Source organism: Streptomyces sp. GB4-14 (assembly GCF_022696125.1).
GTDB lineage: Bacteria > Actinomycetota > Actinomycetes > Streptomycetales > Streptomycetaceae > Streptomyces > Streptomyces werraensis.
The window spans coordinates 1545027-1564625 of record NZ_RZHO01000002.1 but is presented as its reverse complement, the minus strand read 5'-3'; the positions used below and the strand labels follow the sequence as shown (position 1 = coordinate 1564625).

The window sequence follows — 19599 nt, the reverse complement described above, 5'->3', positions numbered from 1 at the left end:
ATGAAGACCACCGAAGAGACCACCACGGCCGGCGGCGGTGACGTCCGCCTCACCGGGATCAGCAAGACGTACGGCGACTTCACCGCCGTGCACCCGCTCGACCTGACCGTCCCCGAAGGCTCCTTCTTCGCCCTGCTCGGCGCGTCCGGCTGCGGCAAGACCACCACCCTGCGCATGATCGCCGGTCTGGAGGAGCCCACCGCGGGCACGGTCCACCTCGGCGACCAGGACGTCACCGCGCTGCCGCCGTACAAGCGGCCGGTGAACACGGTCTTCCAGTCCTACGCCCTCTTCCCGCACCTCGACATCTACGAGAACGTCGCCTTCGGCCTGCGCCGGCGCGGCATCAAGAGCGTGAAGAAGCAGGTCGAGGAGATGCTGGAGCTGGTCCAGCTCGGAGAGCAGGCGCGCAAGAAGCCGCACCAGCTCTCCGGTGGCCAGCAGCAGCGCGTCGCCGTCGCCCGCGCGCTGATCAACCACCCCAAGGTGCTCCTTCTCGACGAGCCGCTCGGCGCCCTCGACCTGAAGCTGCGCCGCCAGATGCAGCTGGAGCTCAAGCGGATCCAGACCGAGGTCGGCATCACCTTCGTGCACGTCACCCACGACCAGGAGGAGGCCATGACCATGGCCGACTGCGTCGCGGTGATGAACGCCGGCCGGGTCGAGCAGCTCGGCACCCCCGCCGACCTGTACGAGAACCCGCGCACCACCTTCGTCGCGAACTTCCTCGGCACCTCCAACTTCATCGAGGCCGAGGTGGACTCCACGTCGGGTGACGACATCGTGCTCAAGGCGGGCGGCGGCAAGCTGGTGCTGCACCGGGCCCGCGCGAGCGCGCCCGCCACCACCGGCGGCAGGATCCTCGCCGGGGTGCGCCCGGAGAAGATCTCCCTCACCCACGCAGACGACGCGGGCGACATACCCGACGGCCGCAACCGGATCACGGGCCGGATCACCGAGTCCAGCTTCATCGGCGTCTCCACGCAGTTCGTCGTCGACAGCCCGGTCTGCTCCGACTTCGAGGTCTACGTGCAGAACATCGACCGGGACGCCCGGCTGGTGCCCGGCGCCGAGGTCGTCCTGCACTGGAACCCGGACCACACCTTCGGCCTCGACGCGGCACAGTCCCTGCTTGCCGGGACTGTGGGCTCCGCGGGCGTCGAGACGGCCGAGGAAGAGGTCGCCCGATGACCACGGTCACCGAGGCGCCGCCGGCGCCGGCGCCCGTCGCCCCCGAGAAGAAACCGCCGCGCAAACGCGGCCGATGGACGCCGTACCTGCTGCTGCTGCCCGGTCTGCTCTGGCTCGTCGTGTTCTTCGCGCTGCCGGTGATCTACCAGGCCTCCACGTCCGTGCAGACGGGCTCCCTGGAGGAGGGCTACAAGGTCACCTGGCACTTCGCCACCTACTGGGACGCCCTGTCCGAGTACTGGCCGCAGTTCGTCCGCTCGGTGCTCTACGCGGCCTCCGCGACCGTGCTGTGCCTGCTGCTCGGCTATCCGCTGGCGTATCTGATCGCCTTCCGCGCGGGACGCTGGCGCAACCTGATCATGATCCTGGTCATCGCGCCGTTCTTCACCAGCTTCCTGATCCGCACCCTCGCCTGGAAGACGATCCTCGCCGACGGCGGCCCGGTGGTCGGCACCCTGGACGCGCTGCACGTCCTGGACGTCACCGCGTTCCTCGGCTGGACCGCCGGCGACCGGGTGCTCGCCACCCCGCTTGCGGTGGTGTGCGGTCTGACCTACAACTTCCTGCCGTTCATGATCCTCCCGCTCTACACCTCGCTGGAGCGGATCGACCCCCGGCTGCACGAGGCCGCCGGCGACCTCTACGCCAAGCCGTCGACCACCTTCCGCAAGGTCACCTTCCCGCTGTCGATGCCGGGCGTGGTCTCCGGCACGCTGCTGACCTTCATCCCGGCGTCCGGCGACTACATCAACTCGGACCTGCTCGGCTCCACCGACACCCGGATGGTCGGCAACGTCATCCAGTCCCAGTTCCTGCGGATCCTGGACTACCCGACGGCCGCGGCGCTCTCGTTCATCCTGATGGCCGCGATCCTCGCCGTCGTCACGGTCTACATCCGCAAGTCCGGCACGGAGGATCTGGTTTAAATGGCCTTCGTCAATTGGTTCAAGCGCAACGTCGTCGTCATCGCGGGTCTGCTGACGCTGGCCTACCTCCTCCTGCCGAACGTCGTCGTCACGGTGTTCTCCTTCAACCGGCCGAAGGGGCGCTTCAACTACCAGTGGCAGGAGTTCTCCACCGACGCGTGGCGGGACCCGTGCGGGGTCTCCGGGCTGTGCGAGTCGCTGGGCCTCAGCCTGCAGATCGCCTTCTGGGCCACGCTCGGCGCGACGCTGCTCGGCACGATGATCGCGTTCGCGCTGGTCCGCTACCGTTTCCGCGCCCGCGGCGCGGTCAACTCGCTGATCTTCCTGCCGATGGCGATGCCCGAGGTGGTGATGGCGGCCTCACTGCTCACCCTGTTCCTCAACATGGGTGCGGAGCTGGGCTTCTGGACGATCCTGATCGCCCACATCATGTTCTGCCTCAGCTTCGTCGTGGTCGCCGTGAAGGCACGCGTGATGTCGATGGACCCGCGTCTGGAGCAGGCCGCGCAGGACCTCTACGCCGGCCCGGCGCAGACGTTCCTGCGGGTCACGCTGCCGATCGCCGCCCCCGGCATCGCGGCGGGCGCGCTGCTCGCCTTCGCCCTGTCCTTCGACGACTTCATCATCACCAACTTCACCGCAGGTTCGACCGTCACCTTCCCGATGTTCGTCTGGGGCTCCGCGCAGCGCGGCACGCCCGTCCAGATCAACGTCATCGGCACGGCCATGTTCGTGATCGCCGTGCTGCTGGTGCTGGTCTCCATGGCCGTCGCCAACCGCCGCAAGCGGCAGAAGGCATGACTCGCTGATCCACAGTCCGCAGTAGGGAGTTGAGATCATGGCCCCGAGCGCCATGAGCCGTTGGACGCAGTCCCTCTCCGAGGCCCGGCCGGTCTCCTACTGGCTGGACGACCCCGGCCGCCCCGACCCCGAGCCGGCCCTGACCGGGCGGACCACCTGCGACCTGCTGGTCGTGGGCGGCGGCTACAGCGGACTGTGGACCGCGCTGATCGCCAAGGAGCGCGACCCCTCACGGGACGTCGTGCTGGTGGAGGGCCGCGAGGTGGGCTGGGCCGCCTCCGGCCGCAACGGCGGGTTCTGCGCCGCCTCCCTCACCCACGGCCTGTCCAACGGGCTCACCCGCTGGCCGGACGAGATCCACACCCTGGAACGGCTGGGCGCCCGCAACCTCGACGCCATCGAGGAGACGGTCGCCCGCCACTCCATCGACTGCGACTTCGAGCGCACCGGCGAGATCGACGTCGCCACCGAGCCGTACCAGGCGGAGGAACTGCGCGCCTGGTACGAGGAGATCGCCGGCCGGGGCCTGGCCGACGGCTTCGAGTTCCTGGGCGCCGACGCGGTGCGCGAGCAGGTCGACTCGCCCACCTTCCTGGCGGGGCTTTACGACCGCCGGGGCGTCGCGATGCTCAACCCGGCCCGCCTCGCCTGGGGCCTGAAGCGGGCCTGCCTCGACCTCGGGGTGCGCGTGTACGAGCACACGCCCGCGCTCACCCTCAGGCGGTACAACGCCGGCATGTCCGTCCGCACCCCGTACGGCGCGATCCGCGCCCGCCGGGTCGCGCTCGGCACGAACGTCTTCCCGAGCCTGGTGCGCCGGGTCCGCCCCTACACCGTCCCGGTCTACGACTACGCCCTGATGACGGAGCCGCTCACCGACGAGCAGCTCGGCTCCATCGGCTGGAAGAACCGCCAGGGGCTCGGCGACAGCGCCAACCAGTTCCACTACTTCCGGCTCTCCGCCGACCGCCGCATCCTGTGGGGCGGCTACGACGCCGTCTACCCGTACGGCGGCCGGGTGCGCGCCGAGTACGACGACCGGCCGGAGACGTACGCCAGGCTCGCGGGCCACTTCTTCACCTGCTTCCCCCAGCTGGAGGGGGTGCGCTTCACCCACGCCTGGGGCGGCGCGATCGACACCTGCTCGCGCTTCTCGGCGTTCTTCGGCACCGCCCACGCGGGCCGGGTGGCGTACGCGGCGGGCTACACCGGGCTCGGCGTCGGCGCGACGCGGTTCGGCGCGGAGGTGATGCTGGACCTGCTGGCGGGGGAGCGGACCGAGCGCACGGAGCTGGAGATGGTGCGCAGCAAGCCGTTGCCGTTCCCGCCGGAGCCGTTCGCCTGGACCGGCATCGCCCTCACCAAATGGTCCCTGGCCAGGGCGGACGCGCACGGGGGGCGGCGGAACCTGTGGCTGCGGACGATGGACCGGCTGGGGCTGGGCTTCGACAGCTGAGCCTCCGAGGGGCAGGGGAGGGGCGTGCGGAGGTGCTGCGCGGGGGCTTGACAAGCGAATTGGTCTGGACCAAATTGAGCGCGCTCCACCCCTCCAACTCCCCCCTGCCCGGAGGCCCTTGTGGACCGCGCCAGACCCCACGTCCGCCGCCCCCTCGCCGTCCTGCTCACCGCCACCGCCGTCGCCGCGGCCGGCGTCACCGCCCTGACCCCGGACGCCCGCGCGGCCGACGCCGACCTCGCCCGCAACGGAGGCTTCGAGGCCGGCCTCGACGGCTGGACCTGCCCGGCAGGCACCGCCGTCACCTCACCCGTCCGCAGCGGAGCCTCCGCCCTGAAGGCCACCCCGTCCGGCTCGGACAACGCCCGCTGTGCCCAGACAATCTCGGTGAGACCCGACTCCGCCTACACCCTCTCCGGCTACGTCCGCGGCGCCTACGTGTACCTCGGCGCGAGCGGCACCGGCACCACCGACGTCTCCACCTGGACCCAGTCCGCCCCCGACTGGCAGAAGCTCACCACCACCTTCCGCACCGGGCCCTCCACCACCAGCGTCACGATCTACACCCACGGCTGGTACGGCACCGGCGCCTACCACGCCGACGACATCACCCTCACCGGCCCCGGCGGCGGGACCGGGCAGCCGCCCGCCCCGCCGGCCGGCCTCACCGCGTCCGGCGCCACCTCCACCAGCGTCTCCCTGTCCTGGTCACCGGCCGCGGGCGCCACCTCGTACGCCGTCTACCGCGACGGCGCGCGGATCCGCACGGTCACCGGCACCTCGACCACCGTCACCGGACTGTCGCCCTCGACGGCGTACGCCTTCCAGGTGGCCGCCCTCAACGACGCGGGGGAGTCCGCCCGTTCGGCCACCGTCACCGCGACGACCTCGGCACCCGGCTCCGGGGGCGGCGACTCCGGCCTGCCGGCCCACGCCCTGGTCGGTTACCTCCACGCGAGCTTCGCCAACGGCTCCGGCTACACCCGCCTCGCCGACGTCCCCGACAGCTGGGACGTCATCGACCTGGCCTTCGGCGAGCCCACCTCCGTCACCTCGGGTGACATCCGCTTCGAGCGCTGCCCGGCCGCCGAGTGCCCCGGTGTGGAGAGCGACGCCGAGTTCAAGGCGGCGATCAAGGCCAAGCAGGCGGCCGGGAAGAAGGTGCTGATCTCCATCGGCGGACAGAACGGCCAGGTCCAGCTCACCACGACCGCCGCCCGCGACATGTTCGTCTCCTCCGTCTCGAAGATCATCGACGAGTACGGACTCGACGGCCTGGACATCGACTTCGAGGGCCACTCGCTCTCCCTCAACGCCGACGACACCGACTTCAAGAACCCGAAGACCCCGGTGATCGTCAACCTGATCTCGGCGCTGAAGACCCTCAAGGCCAGGTACGGCGACGACTTCGTGCTGACCATGGCCCCGGAGACGTTCTTCGTCCAGCTCGGATACCAGTACTACGGCACCGGCAAGTGGGGCGGCCAGGACCCGCGGGCGGGCGCGTACCTCCCCGTGATCCACGCCCTGCGCGACGACCTGACCCTGCTGCACGTCCAGGACTACAACTCCGGGCCGATCATGGGCCTGGACAACCAGTACCACTCGATGGGCGGCGCCGACTTCCACATCGCCATGACCGACATGCTGCTCACCGGCTTCCCTGTCGCCGGCGACGCCAACAACGTCTTCCCGCCGCTGCGCCCCGACCAGGTCGCCATCGGCATGCCGGCCACGGTCAACGCCGGCAACGGCCACGTGTCCCCGGCGGAGGTCGTCAAGACCCTCGACTGCCTGACGAAGAAGACCGACTGCGGCTCCTACACGACCCACGGCACCTGGCCGTCCCTGCGCGGCCTGATGACCTGGTCGATCAACTGGGACCGCTTCGGCGGCTGGGAGTTCCTGCGGACGTTCGACGGCTACTTCGGCTGACCAGCACCACACCGGTCAGCAGCATCGCGCCGAGGCACCAGCTCCCCACCACGTCCAGCGGCCAGTGGTAGCCCCGGCGCACCAGCCCGTACGACGCGCCCAGGACCAGCAGGGCGCACAGCGCGAGCAGACCCCGGCGTACGGCCGGCGACCCGAGCAGCGGGAGGAGCAGCAGGGTCGCCGTGCCGTACGCGACCATCGCCGTGGCCGTGTGGCCGGAGGGGAAGTAGCCGGTCGCCGGAGGGACGGCGGGGGTGCCGGGGCGGCCGGTCCAGGCCTTGAGCGGGGCGACCAGCACGGGGACCAGGGCCATGGCCGCCGCGCCGGCCGCGGGCGGCAGCCACCAGCGGTCCATACCTGTGGCGCGCAGCCGCCACGCCGTGACGGCCAGCGCGACCGCGAGGACGGGCACGGCGACCTGGACGTTGCCTAGGTCGGAGAGGAGTTCGGAGGCCCGGTCGGGGTGGACCAGGGCGTCGCTCAGGCGTGCGTCGAGGCCGAGGAGCGGGCCGTCGGCGAGGACCTGCCAGGTGATCAGGACGAAGAGGGCGAGCGGCACGGCCAGCAGCAGCATGCGGGACAGCTTCGCAGGCGGGAGGGTGCGGACACACCGGAGGGCCGGCACAAAGGGGGGTGTGCGCCGGCCCTCCGGGGAACGGCTTGCCGTGTCCGGTGCCCGGACGGCCGTCCGGATCGGAACGTCGCGCGCCCCGGGGGGTCTGGGGCGGGCGACCGTCCGATCGTGAGGAGACCCGGGGCCCTCGGGCCCCGGTTGTGTGCGCGAGGCACGACCAGGTCGAAGCTGGGGAGGCCTCGGCCTGAGCCGCCCGCAGTCCCCTGCGGGCGGGGGTGTATCTCTCATCCGGGGAGAAACCTACGGCAGGGGGTGGCCCGGCGACAGGGCCCACGGGCTCCTGTCATCCACCTCGCACACGTTCTTCACACGCTCTGCCGCTGTCCGGATCCGGACGGCCGGGACAGGGGGCCTCGAGCGGTCCACCTGCCCCGATGCGCGATCCGACGCAGCGTCAGGCGAGAACGGGCCGGGTCAGACGCGGGTGAAGGCCTGCTCGATGATGTCGAGGCCCTCGTTCAGCAGGTCCTCGCCGATGACCAGCGGGGGCAGGAAGCGCAGCACGTTGCCGTAGGTGCCACAGGTCAGGACCAGCAGGCCCTCCTGGTGGCAGGCCTTCGCCAGCGCGGCCGTCGCCTCCGGGTTCGGCTCCTTGGTGGCACGGTCCTTGACCAGCTCGATCGCGATCATCGCGCCGCGGCCCCGGACGTCGCCGATGATGTCGAACTTCTCCGCCATGGCGGTCAGGCGGCCCTTCATGACCTCCTCGATCCGCTTGGCGCGGGCGTTGAGGTCCAGCTCCTTCATCGTCTCGATGGCGCCGAGCGCACCGGCGCAGGCGACCGGGTTGCCGCCGTAGGTGCCGCCCAGCCCGCCGGAGTGCGCGGCGTCCATGATCTCGGCGCGGCCGGTGACCGCGGCCAGCGGCAGACCGCCCGCGATGCCCTTCGCCGTGGTGATCAGGTCGGGGACGATGCCCTCGTCCTCGCAGGCGAACCACTGGCCGGTGCGGCAGAAGCCGGACTGGATCTCGTCGGCGACGAAGACGATGCCGTTGTCCTGGGCGAACTTGCTGATCGCCGGCAGGAAGCCCTTGGCCGGTTCGATGAAGCCGCCCTCGCCGAGCACCGGCTCGATGATGATCGCGGCGATGTTCTCGGCGCCGACCTGCTTGGACATCTCGTCGATGGCCTGCGCGGCGGCCTCGGGACCCGCGTTCTCCGGGCCGGTCGGCCAGCGGTAGCCGTAGGCGACCGGCACGCGGTACACCTCGGGCGCGAACGGACCGAAGCCGTGCTTGTACGGCATGTTCTTCGCGGTCAGCGCCATCGTGAGGTTGGTACGGCCGTGGTAGCCGTGGTCGAACACGACGACCGCCTGCCGCTTGGTGTACGCGCGGGCGATCTTCACGGCGTTCTCGACGGCCTCGGCGCCGCTGTTGAACAGCGCGGACTTCTTCGCGTGGTCGCCCGGCGTCAGCTCGGCCAGCGCCTCGGCGACGGCCACGTAACCCTCGTACGGGGTCACCATGAAACAGGTGTGGGTGAAGTCGGCGAGCTGCGCGGAGGCGCGGCGGACGACGGCCTCGGCGGACGCGCCGACGGAGGTCACGGCGATGCCGGAGCCGAAGTCGATCAGGCGGTTGCCGTCGACGTCCTCGATGATGCCGCCGCCGGCCCGCGCGGTGAACACGGGCAGCACGGAGCCCACGCCCTGCGCGACCGCGGCGGTGCGGCGGGCCTGCAGCTCCTGCGACTTCGGGCCGGGGATGGCGGTGACGACGCGGCGCTCCTGCGGAAGTGCGGTCATGCGGGGCTCCTGGGGGGTGTAACGGACGCTCGATGCTTCTTTTCTCGCAGGCTAGGGCGGGGGGAGAAGGCTGGGCATGCTCCATGTGGGCGTTGTCCGGGTGCCCGGGTTGTCCGTCGTGGACATACCCGCCGGGCGGCGGCCGTGCCGACGCGGCGCGACGGTGCGTACCGGCCGGATGCGGACCCCGGCCGTGCCATCGGCGGACCACGCCTGTCGGGGCGTTAGATTGACGTGTCTGTAGGCGTACGAGGCGGCTGCTCAGGGGGCAGGGGCGATGGACAGCGAGGGTACCCAGGACGCGCGGGGCACGCAGGCCGGCCCCGTGCCGCGCCCGGCGGGACCACCTCAGGTACCGGCGGCGCCACCGCGCCCCGCGCACGCACCGGGCGCGCCGCCTCCCCAGGACGGCTCCGCGTTCCTCGCCTGGCTGCGCACCGCTCGCCCGGAGACGCTCCCCGGCATCTGGCGGTTCGGCCACCGGCCCCGGCCCGAGGAGGAGCCGGAGCGCGTCCCCGGCCGTCAGCTGTTCGGCGGGGCGCTGATCGCGTTCCTCGTCGGCTGGCTGATCTGGTCGCTGCTGTGGAACGGCTACCTGGGCGGCTGGTGGCTGCTGCCGCTGTACGCGATGATCCCCGACTCCTGGGCGGAGCCGCACAGCTTCGCCTCCGTCGTGGTCGTCTACGCCTACTACGTGCTCGTCGCCGGGATCATCATGGTCGGCGTGGGCCGGCTCGGCCGCTGGGGCGAGATCTGGCGCCGCTACGGCCCGCCCGCCTGGCGCCGCACCCCTCGCCACGAGCCTCCGCCCGCCCCCGAGGAGGACCCGGCCGCCTGGCCCGCGCTGCGCGCCGCCGGTGCCGTGGACGCCGCCGAGCGGCTCGCCGCCGACGCCCGCGCCGGGCTGATGCGGGACGTCGACCATGCCCGGATCGCCCGCGCCTGGCAGGGCGTGCGCGCCGGCCGGCACAGCCTCGCCACCTTCACCGGGGCGGTGCTGAGGGACGGCGCCGCCGCCTGCCCGCACCCCTCCGGCGCCCGCGACCTGCCCGTCCGGCAGGCCCGCCACGACCTGCTCACCGGCCAGGTGCGGCTCGGCACCACCGCCGACGACCCGCGCAACCCCTACGCCTACCGCGGCGCCGGACTCGCCCTCGGACCCGACCTGCTCGGCACCTCCATGCTCGTGGTCGGCCCCGCCGGGTCCGGCAAGACCGGCGGCGTGGTCCGGCCGGTCGCCGAGTCGCTGTGCCTCCAGGCGCTCGCCGGGCGGACCGCCGTGGTGGTGGTCGGCGCGGCCGGCGCGGGCCTCGGCCCGTCCGACGCCTACGACGTCGTCATCCGCGTCGGCAGCCCCGACTCCGTCTACGACCTCGACCTGTACGGCGGCACCACCGACCCCGACGAGGCCGCCGCCGTGCTCGCCGAGGCGCTCGTCGGCGACCTGGCCGACCCGCACCCCGGCAGCGACACCCGCCGCTCCACCACCGTCCTCGCCCAGCTCCTCGGACCGTTCCGCGCGGTGCACGGACGCTTCCCCTCGGTGCCGGAGCTGCGGCAGCTGCTCGACGGCGCCCCCGTCCCCCTGGCCGCCCTCCGCCAGGGCCTCGAGGAGGCCGGCCAGGAGTCGCTGCTGCGTGAACTCGACGCGCGGGAACGGCAGATGGGCCACCCCGGCGACGTCGGCGGGATCCTCGCCGACCGGGTGGCGCTGCTGGACCGGCCAGCCTTCGCCGGGTTCTTCGACACCTCCGGCGAGTCCCGGCCGTTCACCCTCAAGGCGCTGGACCACCCCGTCCGGGTGCGCGTGGACCTTCCCGAACGGGGCCACGCGGACGCCTCGCGGATGCTGGCGCGGCTGGTCCTCGCCCAGTTCACCGCGAGCGTCACGGTGCGCGAGGACCGATCCCTGTTCGCCTGCCTGGTGCTGGACGACGCCACCGGCGTGATCACCCCCGAGTCCGTCCGCGGCATCCAGCGGCTGCGGTCCGCGGGCGCGGGCGTGCTGCTCACCCTGCGCACCCTGGACGACGTGCCCCGGCCGCTGCGCGGCCCGCTGCTCGGCGCCACCGGCTGCCGCATGGCGCTGTCCGGGGTGACTCCCTGGGACGGCCAGGACTTCGCCGAGGTGTGGGGCAAGGAGTGGACCGAGGCGCGGGACGTCACCGACCGGCAGATCATCGCCGAGAGCCCGGCGGGCAAGGCCGTGCACGCGCTGCGGCGGGCCATCACCGGCAAGGCGCCCACCGCGCGGGCGGTCACCGTCCGCCAGGTCGAGCGGGAGCGCTGGTCGGCGTCCGAGCTGGCGCACGCGGTGCCCGCGGGCCACGCGGTGCTGTCGCTGACGACCGTGAAGGGGGAGCACGCGCCTCCGCTCCTGGTGGACCTGCGGGAGTGAGCGGTCGCGGCCGCCGGGGACCGTACGGTGAGGCAGAATCGACACAGGCCGTTCATACGAGACGGCCAAAAGATCACCGTTCTTCCACACCGACACCCGACCGCCGAACCGAAGGCTCACCGCCCCGATGCCCCCGACGCTCGCCTCGCTCGTCCACCACTCCGCGCTCAAACTGACCGTGCGCGCGGGGGAGGACCGCCTCGACGCGCCCGTCCGCTGGGCGCACGCCAGCGAGCTCGCCGACCCCGTGCCGTACATGGAGGGCGGCGAGCTGCTCCTGATCACCGCGCTGAAACTCGACGCGGAGGACCGGGAAGCGATGCGCCGCTATGTGAAGCGGCTGGCCGGCGCGGGCGTCGTCGGACTCGGCTTCGCCGTCGGCGTCCACTACGACGACATCCCCGAGGCGCTGGTCGAGGCCGCGCGCGAGGAAGGGCTGCCGCTGCTGGAGGTGCCGCGCCGCACACCGTTCCTCGCCATCAGCAAGGCCGTGTCCGCCGCGATCGCCGCCGACCAGTACCGCGCGGTCACCGCCGGCTTCGCCGCCCAGCGGGAACTCACCCGGCACGCCCTCACCGACGGCCCCGAGGGCCTGCTCGCCGCGCTCGCCTCCCAGGTCGACGGGTGGGCCGCGCTCTACGACGCCTCCGGATCGGTCGTCGCCGCCGCCCCCGACTGGGCGGGCCGGCGCGCCGCCCGGCTCACCACGGAGGTCACACGGCTGCGGGAGCGGCCCGCGCCCGCGTCCTCGGTGGTCGCGGGACCGGAGAACGAGGACCGGGTCGAGCTGCACTCCCTCGGCACCGGACGGCGCCCCCGCGCCGCGCTCGCCGTCGGCACCGCGTCCGCCCCCGGCACCGCCGAGCGCTACGCCGTCCACTCCGCCGTCGCGCTGCTCACCCTCACCACCGAACGCTCCCGTTCGCTGCACGCCGCCGAACAGCGCATCGGCGCGGCCGTGCTGCGCATGCTGCTCGCGGGGGAGCCGGACCACGCCCGCACGGTCGCCGGAGACCTGTACGGCGGGCTGCTCGACGCGCCGTTCCGGATCATCGTCGCCCGGGGTGCGGCGGACGGGGACGCCCTCGGCGCCCTCGCCGAGTCCGCCGAGTCCGCCGCCGCGCGGTCGGGCGAGGCGGTGCTGGTGGTGCCGGAGGGGGAGCGGCTGGTCGTGCTGGCCGCGGACGGCGGCACCGTCGTCAGTGCCTGCTGCGACCACGCCGCCGCGCGGGAGGCCGCGCGCAGGACGGACGACGACGAGCTGGTGGTGGGGCTGTCCGCGCCGGCCGGGCCGATCACCGCTTCCGCCGCCTACAAGCAGGCCGAGCAGGCGCTGTCCGTGGCGCGGCGGCGGGGGCGGGTGCTGGTGGAGCACGAGCAGATGGCCGCCGGGTCCGTGCTGCCGTTGCTCGCCGACGATGCGGTGAAGGCGTTCGCCGACGGGCTGCTGCGGGCGCTGCGGGATCATGACGCGACCGGGCGTGGTGACCTTGTCGCCTCTCTGCGGGCTTGGCTGTCCCGTCACGGGCAGTGGGACGCGGCTGCCGCGGATCTCGGCGTTCACCGCCACACGCTTCGGTATCGCATGCGGCGGGTGGAGGAGATCTTGGGGAGGTCCCTGGACGACCCGGATGTGCGGATGGAGCTGTGGCTGGCTCTGAAGGCCACGGCCGCGGACGCGGGGTGAGTGGCGGGGCTGCCGGGCGGGTGCGGGTCGGTGGGGGGTGAGCGCGCAGTTCCCCGCGCCCCTGGGGGTGGTAGTCGCCGTGGTGGTGAGGTGACGGCTGTCCGGGGGTTGAGCGCGCAGTTCCCCGCGCCCCTGAAGGGTGGCAGTCACCGTGGTGGGGACGCGCACGGTTGTCCGGGGCTGGGCGCGCCCCCCGGGGTGGCGCTCGCGCCGTTCGCCCGCTTCGCCTGCGCGTCGGGCCTGGTGCCAAAGTGGCACGGAAGCGCAGGGCACCACTCCTCCCCGGACAAACGCCGCCCCGGCGTGCCGGACCTACCGTGGTGGCCAGCAACCCACGTACACCTCCAACGCGGAAGGGCCGGGACTCGACATGACTTCCACCCACGCCTTCTGGCTCGCCGGCCGCCAGGCCACCGGCGAGACCGCCTTCGACGTCACCTCCCCCTGGGACGGCCGGGTCGTCGGCGCCGTGAGCGTGCCGACCGAGGCACAGGTCGAGGAGGCCGTGGCCGCCGCGTACGCCGTGCGGGACGAGTTCGCCGCCACCCCCGCCCACGTCCGGGCCGCGGCCCTGGACCACGTCAGCCGCCGGCTGGCCGAGCGCACCGAGGAGATCGCCCGGCTGATCTCCGCCGAGAACGGCAAGCCGATGAAGTGGGCGCGCGGCGAGGTCGGCCGGGCCGTGTCCGTGTTCCGCTTCGCGTCCGAGGAGGCACGCCGCTTCAACGGCGGCGACGCCCAGCGGCTCGACACCGACGCGGGAGGCCAGGGCCGGCTCGCCCTCACGCGCCGCTTCCCCAAGGGTGTCGTCCTCGGCATCGCGCCGTTCAACTTCCCGCTGAACCTGTGCGCCCACAAGGTGGCCCCCGCGATCGCCGCCGGCGCGCCCATCGTCCTGAAGCCGGCGCCGGCCACCCCGCTGTCCGCGCTGATCCTCGGCGAGCTGCTGGCCGAGACCGAGCTGCCCGCCGGCTCCTGGTCCGTCCTGCCGGTGCCCAACGAGCGCATGCCCGCCCTGGTCCAGGACGAGCGGCTGCCGGTCATCTCCTTCACCGGCTCCGAGAAGGTCGGCTACGCGATCATGGACTCGGTGCCGCGCAAGCACTGCACCCTGGAGCTGGGCGGCAACGGCGCGGCCGTCGTCCTCGCCGACTTCGCGAGCGACGAGGACCTGGACCGGGCCGCCGCCCGCATCGCCACCTTCTCCAACTACCAGGGCGGCCAGTCCTGCATCTCCGTGCAGCGCGTCATCGCGGACGCCTCGGTGTACGACCGGCTGCTGCCGCGCATCGTCGCCGCCGTGGAGGCGCAGGTCACCGGTGACCCGTCCGACGACGCCACCGACGTCGGCCCGCTGGTCAGCGAGGACGCCGCCAAGCGCGTCGAGTCCTGGGTGAACGAGGCCGTCGAGGCCGGCGCCGCCCTCCTGACCGGGGGCAAGCGCGACGGCGCCTCGTACGCGCCGACCGTGCTCACCGATGTGCCCGCCGATGTGACGATCTCCTGCGAGGAGGTCTTCGGACCGGTGCTCACGGTGCAGAAGGTGAACGGCGAGGAGGAGGCGTTCGCCGCCGTCAACGACTCCAAGTACGGCCTCCAGGCAGGCGTCTTCACCCACGACCTGCAGAGCGCCTTCCGCGCCCACCGCGCGCTCGAGGTCGGCGGCGTGGTCGTGGGCGACGTGCCGTCCTACCGCGCCGACCAGATGCCGTACGGCGGCGCCAAGCAGTCCGGTGTGGGCCGCGAGGGCGTGCGGTTCGCGATGGAGGACTACACCTACGAGCGGGTGCTGGTCCTCACCGGTCTCGCCCTCTGACGGCGACACCCCGGCCACGACAAGGGCCCGGCACCGACGCGTTCGGTGCCGGGCCCTTCGCCGTGCCGGGCTTTCCCCGTGCCGGTCCTCAGACCGTGAAGCCCAGCCGCGCCACCCGCAGTGCCCCCCGCACCCGCAGCCGCACGTCCCGCACCCCGCCTGGCGCCCCGGCGACGGGCGCGGTCACCGTGACGTACGCGTACGGATCCGCCGTGGGCGCCTCCAGGGAGAGGGAGGCGAGCGACGGGCCGCCGTCCAGGGCGACCTCGACCGTGCCCGTGCCGGACATCTCCACCGACACCTCCCGCACCCCGGCGCCCAGGTCGCAGCGGCGGTACAGCAGTGCGCCGTCCTTGCCGCCGAGCGGGGTCACCGCGTCGCCCGACTCCTTCGTCCGGTCGACGATCTCGGTGCCGTCCTGCTCGTCGAAGCCGGCCGCGTCCAGGCCGTGTTCGACGACGGGACGCGGAGCGCCCGGCTCGCCCTCAAGCGTGACCGTGGTGCGCAGCCGCACGTCCTCGCTGGACGCGCCGGCCATCAGTTCGTACGCCCCCGGCTCCACCCGCCACCGCCCGGCCGCCACGTCCCAGAAGGCGAACGCGGACAGCGGCAGGTCGAAGAAGAGGCGGGTGCTCTCGCCGGGGGCGAGCGTCACCCGGCGGTGGCCGAGCAGTTCGCGGCGCGGGCGTGGCACCGACGGGCCGACGGCCCGCCCGTACAGCTGGGCCACCTCGTCGGCCGTGACCGCGCCGGTGTTGGTCACCCCGAACGCGACCCGGACCCCGGACGCCGTCACGTCGGCTGTCAACTCCCCGTAGGTGAAGGCCGCGTAGGACAGGCCGTGGCCGAAGGGGAACAGCGGGGCGCCCTCGAAGTACAGGTACGTCTGGCGTCCGCCGATCACGTCGTAGTCGAGGAGTTCCGGCAGATCGGCGTCACTGGCGTACCAGGTCTGCGGCAGCCGTCCGGCGGGGGAGACGTCCCCGGCGAGCACCCGCGCGAGTGCCGTGCCCGCCGCCTGGCCGCCGTGCGCGGTCCACAGCACCGCCGGGAGGTCCGCCGGGTCCACCGCGTAGGGGTAGGCGGACACCAGGGCGAGGACCGTGCGCGGGTTGGCGGTGCGGGCGGCGTGCAGCAGCCGTTCCTGGTGTGCGGGCAGGCGCAGGGTGGTGCGGTCCTCGGTCTCCCGGCCGTTGATGTGGGGGTCGTTGCCCGCGACCACCACGACGACGTCGGCACCGGCGGCGGCGCGGGTCACGGCGTCCTCGCCGCGCTCGGTGACGACCACCTCGAACACCGCCGGTTCGCCCTCGGCGGCCCGCACCCCGTCCGGGGTGACCCGCACGGGATGCCCCGTTCCCAGGTGACGCAGCAGATGGCCGTCCCCGTGCGGCTCCAGCCGGAACGTCTCCTGCACCACCCAGCCGCCCGGCTGGTCGGCGGAGGCGCGCAGGTGGCCGTCGTCCGCGACCGAGAGGTACCTGCCGTCGGGGGCGCGCAGCGTGAGCACGCCGTCGCCCCAGTCGACGAGGGCGAGTTCGGTGCCGTCCGGTGCGGCCGTGAGCGGCGGCAGGTCGGTGCGGCCGGCGAGCAGCGCGGGGTCGAGGGCGCCTTCCTCGCCGCGTGCCGTCCCCGGGACGTCGGGCGCGGGCGGCACGTGCAGGAAGACGCCGTCGCACGTGCGCAGCAGGACGCGGTCGACGCCCTCGGCGAACTCCACACGGCCGGCGCCGAACCGCTCGTACAGGCCCTCCAGCGGGGTGGAGCGGTGGATGAGGCTGCCGCTGTACCAGTCGAGCTTGCACTCGTCGGCGAGCAGCCCGACCACGGCGATCCGTCGGCCCGGGGCGAGCGGCAGCAGGCCGTCGTTCTTCAGCAGCACGACGGCCTGCTCGGCGGTCTCCCGGGCGAGCGCCCGGTGCTCGGGGGTGTCGAAGGCCCGCTCGCCGGCGTACGGGTCCCGGCCGGGGTCGAACTCGCCGAGCCGGAACCGTACCGACAGCTGCCGCCGGACGGCCGTGCCGATGTCCTCCTCGGTCAACAGGCCCTGTTCCAGCGCCCTCTTGACCCGGGCGACGATCGTCGAGCTGTCGGTGCCGTGGTCGGTGAAGCTGTCGACGCCCGCGCGCAGCGCCGCCGCCGTGGCCTCCTCGTGCGTGCCGAAGTAGTGCTCGGAATCGACCAGGTTGGACGGCGCGCCCGCGTCCGAGCAGACCAGCAGCTCCTCGTCGGTCCAGGTGCGCAGATGCTCGCGCAGGTAGGGCGACACATGGTTGGGGCGGCCGTTGACCAGGTTGTACGCCGGCATCACCCCGGCCACCGCGCCGGCCTCCACGGCGTCGCGGAAGGCGCGCAGGTCGTACTCGTGCAGCACCCGAGGCCGGACCGAGCTGGACGTGGTGTCCCGGCGCGTCTCGTTGTTGTGCGCCAGCCAGTGCTTGAGGACGGGCGCGGTGCGCCAGTACACCGGGTGGTCGCCGCGCAGTCCCCGGGTGTAGGCGGTGGCGATGGACGAGGTGAGGCGCGGATCCTCGGAGTAGCCCTCCTCGTTGCGGCCCCACAGAGGGTGGCGCAGCAGATTCACGGTGGGCGACCAGACGTTGAGGCCGACCCGCCCGTCGCGGGCGCGCATGGCGCGGGCCTCCCGGGAGACCGCCTCGCCCACCCGGCGCACCAGGTCCTCGTTCCAGGTCGCGCCCAGCCCCACGGCCTGCGGGAACACGGTCGCCGGGCCCATCCAGGCGACCCCGTGCAGGGCCTCCTGGCCCGTGCGGAACGCGGCGACGCCCAGCCGCTCGACCGCGGGAGAGAACTGGTGCAGGAAACCGATCCTCTCGTCCAGGGTGAGCCGCGACAGCAGGTCGTCGATGCGCTCGGCGAACGGCAGGTCCGGGTCGCGGAACGGCGGCGTGGGCGGGGTGGGTGCGGTCACGTGGGTCCCCTCGGGATGGAGCGCTACGGCGCTTTCGAAGCGCTTCGATGCTCGATGGGGCCGGGTCGGGTGTCAAGGGACCCGCGACGGTGGACCACTTCGCCTCCGCGGTGCCCGAAGCTCAACTCTCCTGTCCCTCCTCCCTCGTGATCGTGCGTCCGTCACAGGAATTGTCGGAGCGGGCCTTGTGTGCCTCTAGGTGTTCACTTAACCTCGCAGCAACATCGAAGCGCTTCGACTGTGAGGCCGCCGTGATGGCGTGCATCTCCCGCCGGACGACCGCTTCCGATCGGCCAGTTCCACCGAAGACACCACAGCCGACGGCCACCTGCCGGGTGTCCTGGTGCGCCACGAAGGGTTGACGCAATGACGCCGAACGCCGCTTCCTCCTCCGGGCCGAGCCGGAGAAGCTTCCTCACCTCCACGGCGGCCGCCACCGCGGCCGTCGCCGTCGGGTCGCCGCTGCTGGCCGCCTGCGGCGGCGGGGGCCAGGAGGGCCGCAGGGAAGGCACCACCTCGGGCAAGGAGGCCGCGAAGATCCTCCCGGCGTTCGTGGCGTCGAGCGTCGTCACTCCCGACATCCCGGCGAAGAACGGATCGGCGGCCGGCTTCACCCGGGCGATACCGACGGCCCAGTTGAAGACCTCCGTGCCGAAGACGCTCGGCAGCGGCGGGAAGCTGACGGTCATGTCCCCGTTCTGGGGCACCCCGCCGAAGGACGACAACCCCTACTACACGGCGATGAACAAGGCCGTCGGCGTCGACGTCACCTGGCAGAACCAGGACGGCGTCACCTACGACCAGAAGCTCGGCGCGGTGCTCGCCTCCAGCGAGGTCCCGGACGTGGTCGTCGTCCCCGGCTGGAACCTCATGGGCCGCATCCCGAGCGCCGTCAACGCCAAGTTCGCCGACCTCGGCCCCTATCTGTCCGGCGACAAGGTGAAGGACTACCCGAACCTCGCGGCCGTCCCCACCGAGGCCTGGCAGCGCGGCATCTTCGGCGGACAGCTGCGCGGCATCCCCATGCCGGCCCCGTACGTCACCGACATCGCGCCGCTGTACCGCAAGGACCTGTTCGCGAAGAAGGGGTACAGCGTCCCGAGGAGTCCGGACGAGTTCCTGGCGTGGGCGAAGGAGGCGACCGACGCCAAGTCCAAGCTGTGGGCCTGCGACGACATGAAGTGGACGGCGTTCCACATCTTCGGCGTCCTCTCCGGCGCCGACAAGGCGCTCTGGTGGAACCTGGAGGGCGACAAGCTGGTCAACCGCATCGAGACCGAGCAGTTCCTCGAGGCGCTGGAGTGGACCCGCAAGCTGTACGCCGCCGGGGTGGTCCACCCGGACGCGGTGCAGGGCAAGGCCGGCGGCGACTCGGGCAACCGGTTCACCGCCGGCGAGGTGCTGGTCTACAACCAGAACATCTCCGACTGGTGGGGCAAGACCGCCGAACAGCGCACGCAGAGAACCGACTTCGAGATGGCGGCGTTCGACTACTTCGGCCCCGACGGAGGCGACCCCACGCTGTGGGCGGTCCAGCCGGCCAACATCTTCACCTTCGTCTCGAAGAAGGCCTCCGAGCAGCAGATCAAGGACTTCCTCGCGCTCTGCAACTTCTGCGCCGCGCCCTACGGCACCAAGGAGTTCATGCTCACCGCCTACGGCGTCGAGGGCACCGACTACACCTTCGAGAAGGGCCTGCCCGTCAAGACCCAGCAGGGCGTCAACGAGGTCAACGGCGCCTACGACTACACCGGCAACCCGGCCCCGTACATCGCCTACCCCGACCTGCCCGAGATCACCAAGGGAATGGTCGAGTGGCAGCAGCGCATGGGCGCCTTCACCAAGAAGTCGTCGTTCTTCGGCCTCACCGTCACCGAGCCCGCCCGCTGGTCCAACCTCGCCGACGACTTCGAGCAGCTCGAGGACGACGTGGTGCGCGGCCGCAAGAAGATCAGCGATGTGCAGCAGGCCGTGTCCGACTGGCGGAGCAGGGGCGGCGACGGACTGCGCGACTGGTACCGCAAGCTGCTCGACGACAACGGCTCGGCCGACTGACCCGGAGCGAGGCGAGGAG

The 19599-nt window shown here is 72.5% G+C and carries 12 protein-coding genes; 9 read left to right on the top strand and 3 right to left on the bottom strand.

The features are described from left to right. The 5 genes from ELQ39_RS08090 (at position 1) to ELQ39_RS08070 (ending at position 6309) form a co-directional block, all read left to right on the top strand. The gene (locus ELQ39_RS08090; RefSeq protein ID WP_190005391.1) at positions 1–1191 is read left to right on the top strand and encodes an ABC transporter ATP-binding protein; all 1191 of its coding nucleotides are present in this window, start codon (positions 1–3) and stop codon (positions 1189–1191) included. Then, a complete protein-coding gene (locus tag ELQ39_RS08085; protein ID WP_242591510.1) occupies positions 1188–2117 on the top strand; it encodes an ABC transporter permease in 930 nt (309 codons plus the stop codon). The genes ELQ39_RS08090 and ELQ39_RS08085 overlap by 4 nt, the downstream gene beginning before the upstream one ends. Next, positions 2118–2918, top strand: coding sequence for an ABC transporter permease (locus tag ELQ39_RS08080; protein WP_190005393.1), 801 nt, complete (start codon positions 2118–2120; stop codon positions 2916–2918). Positions 2919–2955: 37 nt separating this feature from the next. After that, a complete protein-coding gene (locus ELQ39_RS08075; protein ID WP_242591509.1) occupies positions 2956–4374 on the top strand; it encodes an NAD(P)/FAD-dependent oxidoreductase in 1419 nt (472 codons plus the stop codon). A 120-nt stretch (positions 4375–4494) separates the two neighbouring features. After that, positions 4495–6309 carry a chitinase gene (locus ELQ39_RS08070; RefSeq protein ID WP_242591508.1) on the top strand — a complete coding sequence of 605 codons (1815 nt, stop codon included), beginning with the start codon at positions 4495–4497 and terminating at the stop codon, positions 6307–6309. Here ELQ39_RS08070 and ELQ39_RS08065 read toward each other — a convergent pair. Continuing rightward, entirely contained in the window at positions 6248–6883 is a 636-nt protein-coding gene (locus ELQ39_RS08065; protein ID WP_242591507.1) for a phosphatase PAP2 family protein, read from the bottom strand. The genes ELQ39_RS08070 and ELQ39_RS08065 overlap by 62 nt on opposite strands. Positions 6884–7357: 474 nt before the next feature. Next, on the bottom strand, positions 7358–8692 hold the full coding sequence (gene gabT / locus ELQ39_RS08060; RefSeq protein ID WP_190005397.1) for a 4-aminobutyrate--2-oxoglutarate transaminase: 1335 nt from the start codon (positions 8690–8692) through the stop codon (positions 7358–7360). A gap of 277 nt (positions 8693–8969) precedes the next feature. On the opposite strand from gabT, the gene ELQ39_RS08055 reads away from it, so the two are divergent. The 3 genes from ELQ39_RS08055 (at position 8970) to ELQ39_RS08045 (ending at position 14593) form a co-directional block, all read left to right on the top strand. Next, entirely contained in the window at positions 8970–11090 is a 2121-nt protein-coding gene (locus tag ELQ39_RS08055; RefSeq protein WP_242591506.1) for an ATP-binding protein, read from the top strand. Positions 11091–11217: 127 nt separating this feature from the next. Further along, positions 11218–12777, top strand: a complete 1560-nt coding sequence (locus ELQ39_RS08050; RefSeq protein WP_242591505.1) for a PucR family transcriptional regulator — start codon at positions 11218–11220, stop codon at positions 12775–12777. Positions 12778–13147: 370 nt separating this feature from the next. Continuing rightward, positions 13148–14593, top strand: a complete 1446-nt coding sequence (locus ELQ39_RS08045) for an aldehyde dehydrogenase family protein (RefSeq protein WP_190005399.1) — start codon at positions 13148–13150, stop codon at positions 14591–14593. A gap of 88 nt (positions 14594–14681) precedes the next feature. On the opposite strand, the gene ELQ39_RS08040 is transcribed toward ELQ39_RS08045, so the two are convergent. After that, entirely contained in the window at positions 14682–17525 is a 2844-nt protein-coding gene (locus tag ELQ39_RS08040; RefSeq protein ID WP_242591504.1) for a glycoside hydrolase family 3 C-terminal domain-containing protein, read from the bottom strand. Between the two features lie 366 nt (positions 17526–17891). Between ELQ39_RS08040 and ELQ39_RS08035 the strand changes: the two genes are divergently transcribed. Further along, the gene (locus ELQ39_RS08035; protein WP_242591503.1) at positions 17892–19580 is read left to right on the top strand and encodes an extracellular solute-binding protein; all 1689 of its coding nucleotides are present in this window, start codon (positions 17892–17894) and stop codon (positions 19578–19580) included. Positions 19581–19599: the final 19 nt, after the last annotated feature.

Bases quoted from the DNA above. Each gene is read 5' to 3' on its own strand.
- ELQ39_RS08090 (WP_190005391.1), top strand. From the start codon at position 1: ATGAAGACCACCGAAGAGACCACCACGGCCGGCGGCGGTGACGTCCGC.
- ELQ39_RS08085 (WP_242591510.1), top strand. From the start codon at position 1,188: ATGACCACGGTCACCGAGGCGCCGCCGGCGCCGGCGCCCGTCGCCCCC.
- ELQ39_RS08080 (WP_190005393.1), top strand. From the start codon at position 2,118: ATGGCCTTCGTCAATTGGTTCAAGCGCAACGTCGTCGTCATCGCGGGT.
- ELQ39_RS08075 (WP_242591509.1), top strand. From the start codon at position 2,956: ATGGCCCCGAGCGCCATGAGCCGTTGGACGCAGTCCCTCTCCGAGGCC.
- ELQ39_RS08065 (WP_242591507.1), bottom strand. From the start codon at position 6,883: ATGCTGCTGCTGGCCGTGCCGCTCGCCCTCTTCGTCCTGATCACCTGG.
- gabT (WP_190005397.1), bottom strand. From the start codon at position 8,692: ATGACCGCACTTCCGCAGGAGCGCCGCGTCGTCACCGCCATCCCCGGC.
- ELQ39_RS08055 (WP_242591506.1), top strand. From the start codon at position 8,970: ATGGACAGCGAGGGTACCCAGGACGCGCGGGGCACGCAGGCCGGCCCC.
- ELQ39_RS08050 (WP_242591505.1), top strand. From the start codon at position 11,218: ATGCCCCCGACGCTCGCCTCGCTCGTCCACCACTCCGCGCTCAAACTG.
- ELQ39_RS08045 (WP_190005399.1), top strand. From the start codon at position 13,148: ATGACTTCCACCCACGCCTTCTGGCTCGCCGGCCGCCAGGCCACCGGC.
- ELQ39_RS08035 (WP_242591503.1), top strand. From the start codon at position 17,892: ATGACGCCGAACGCCGCTTCCTCCTCCGGGCCGAGCCGGAGAAGCTTC.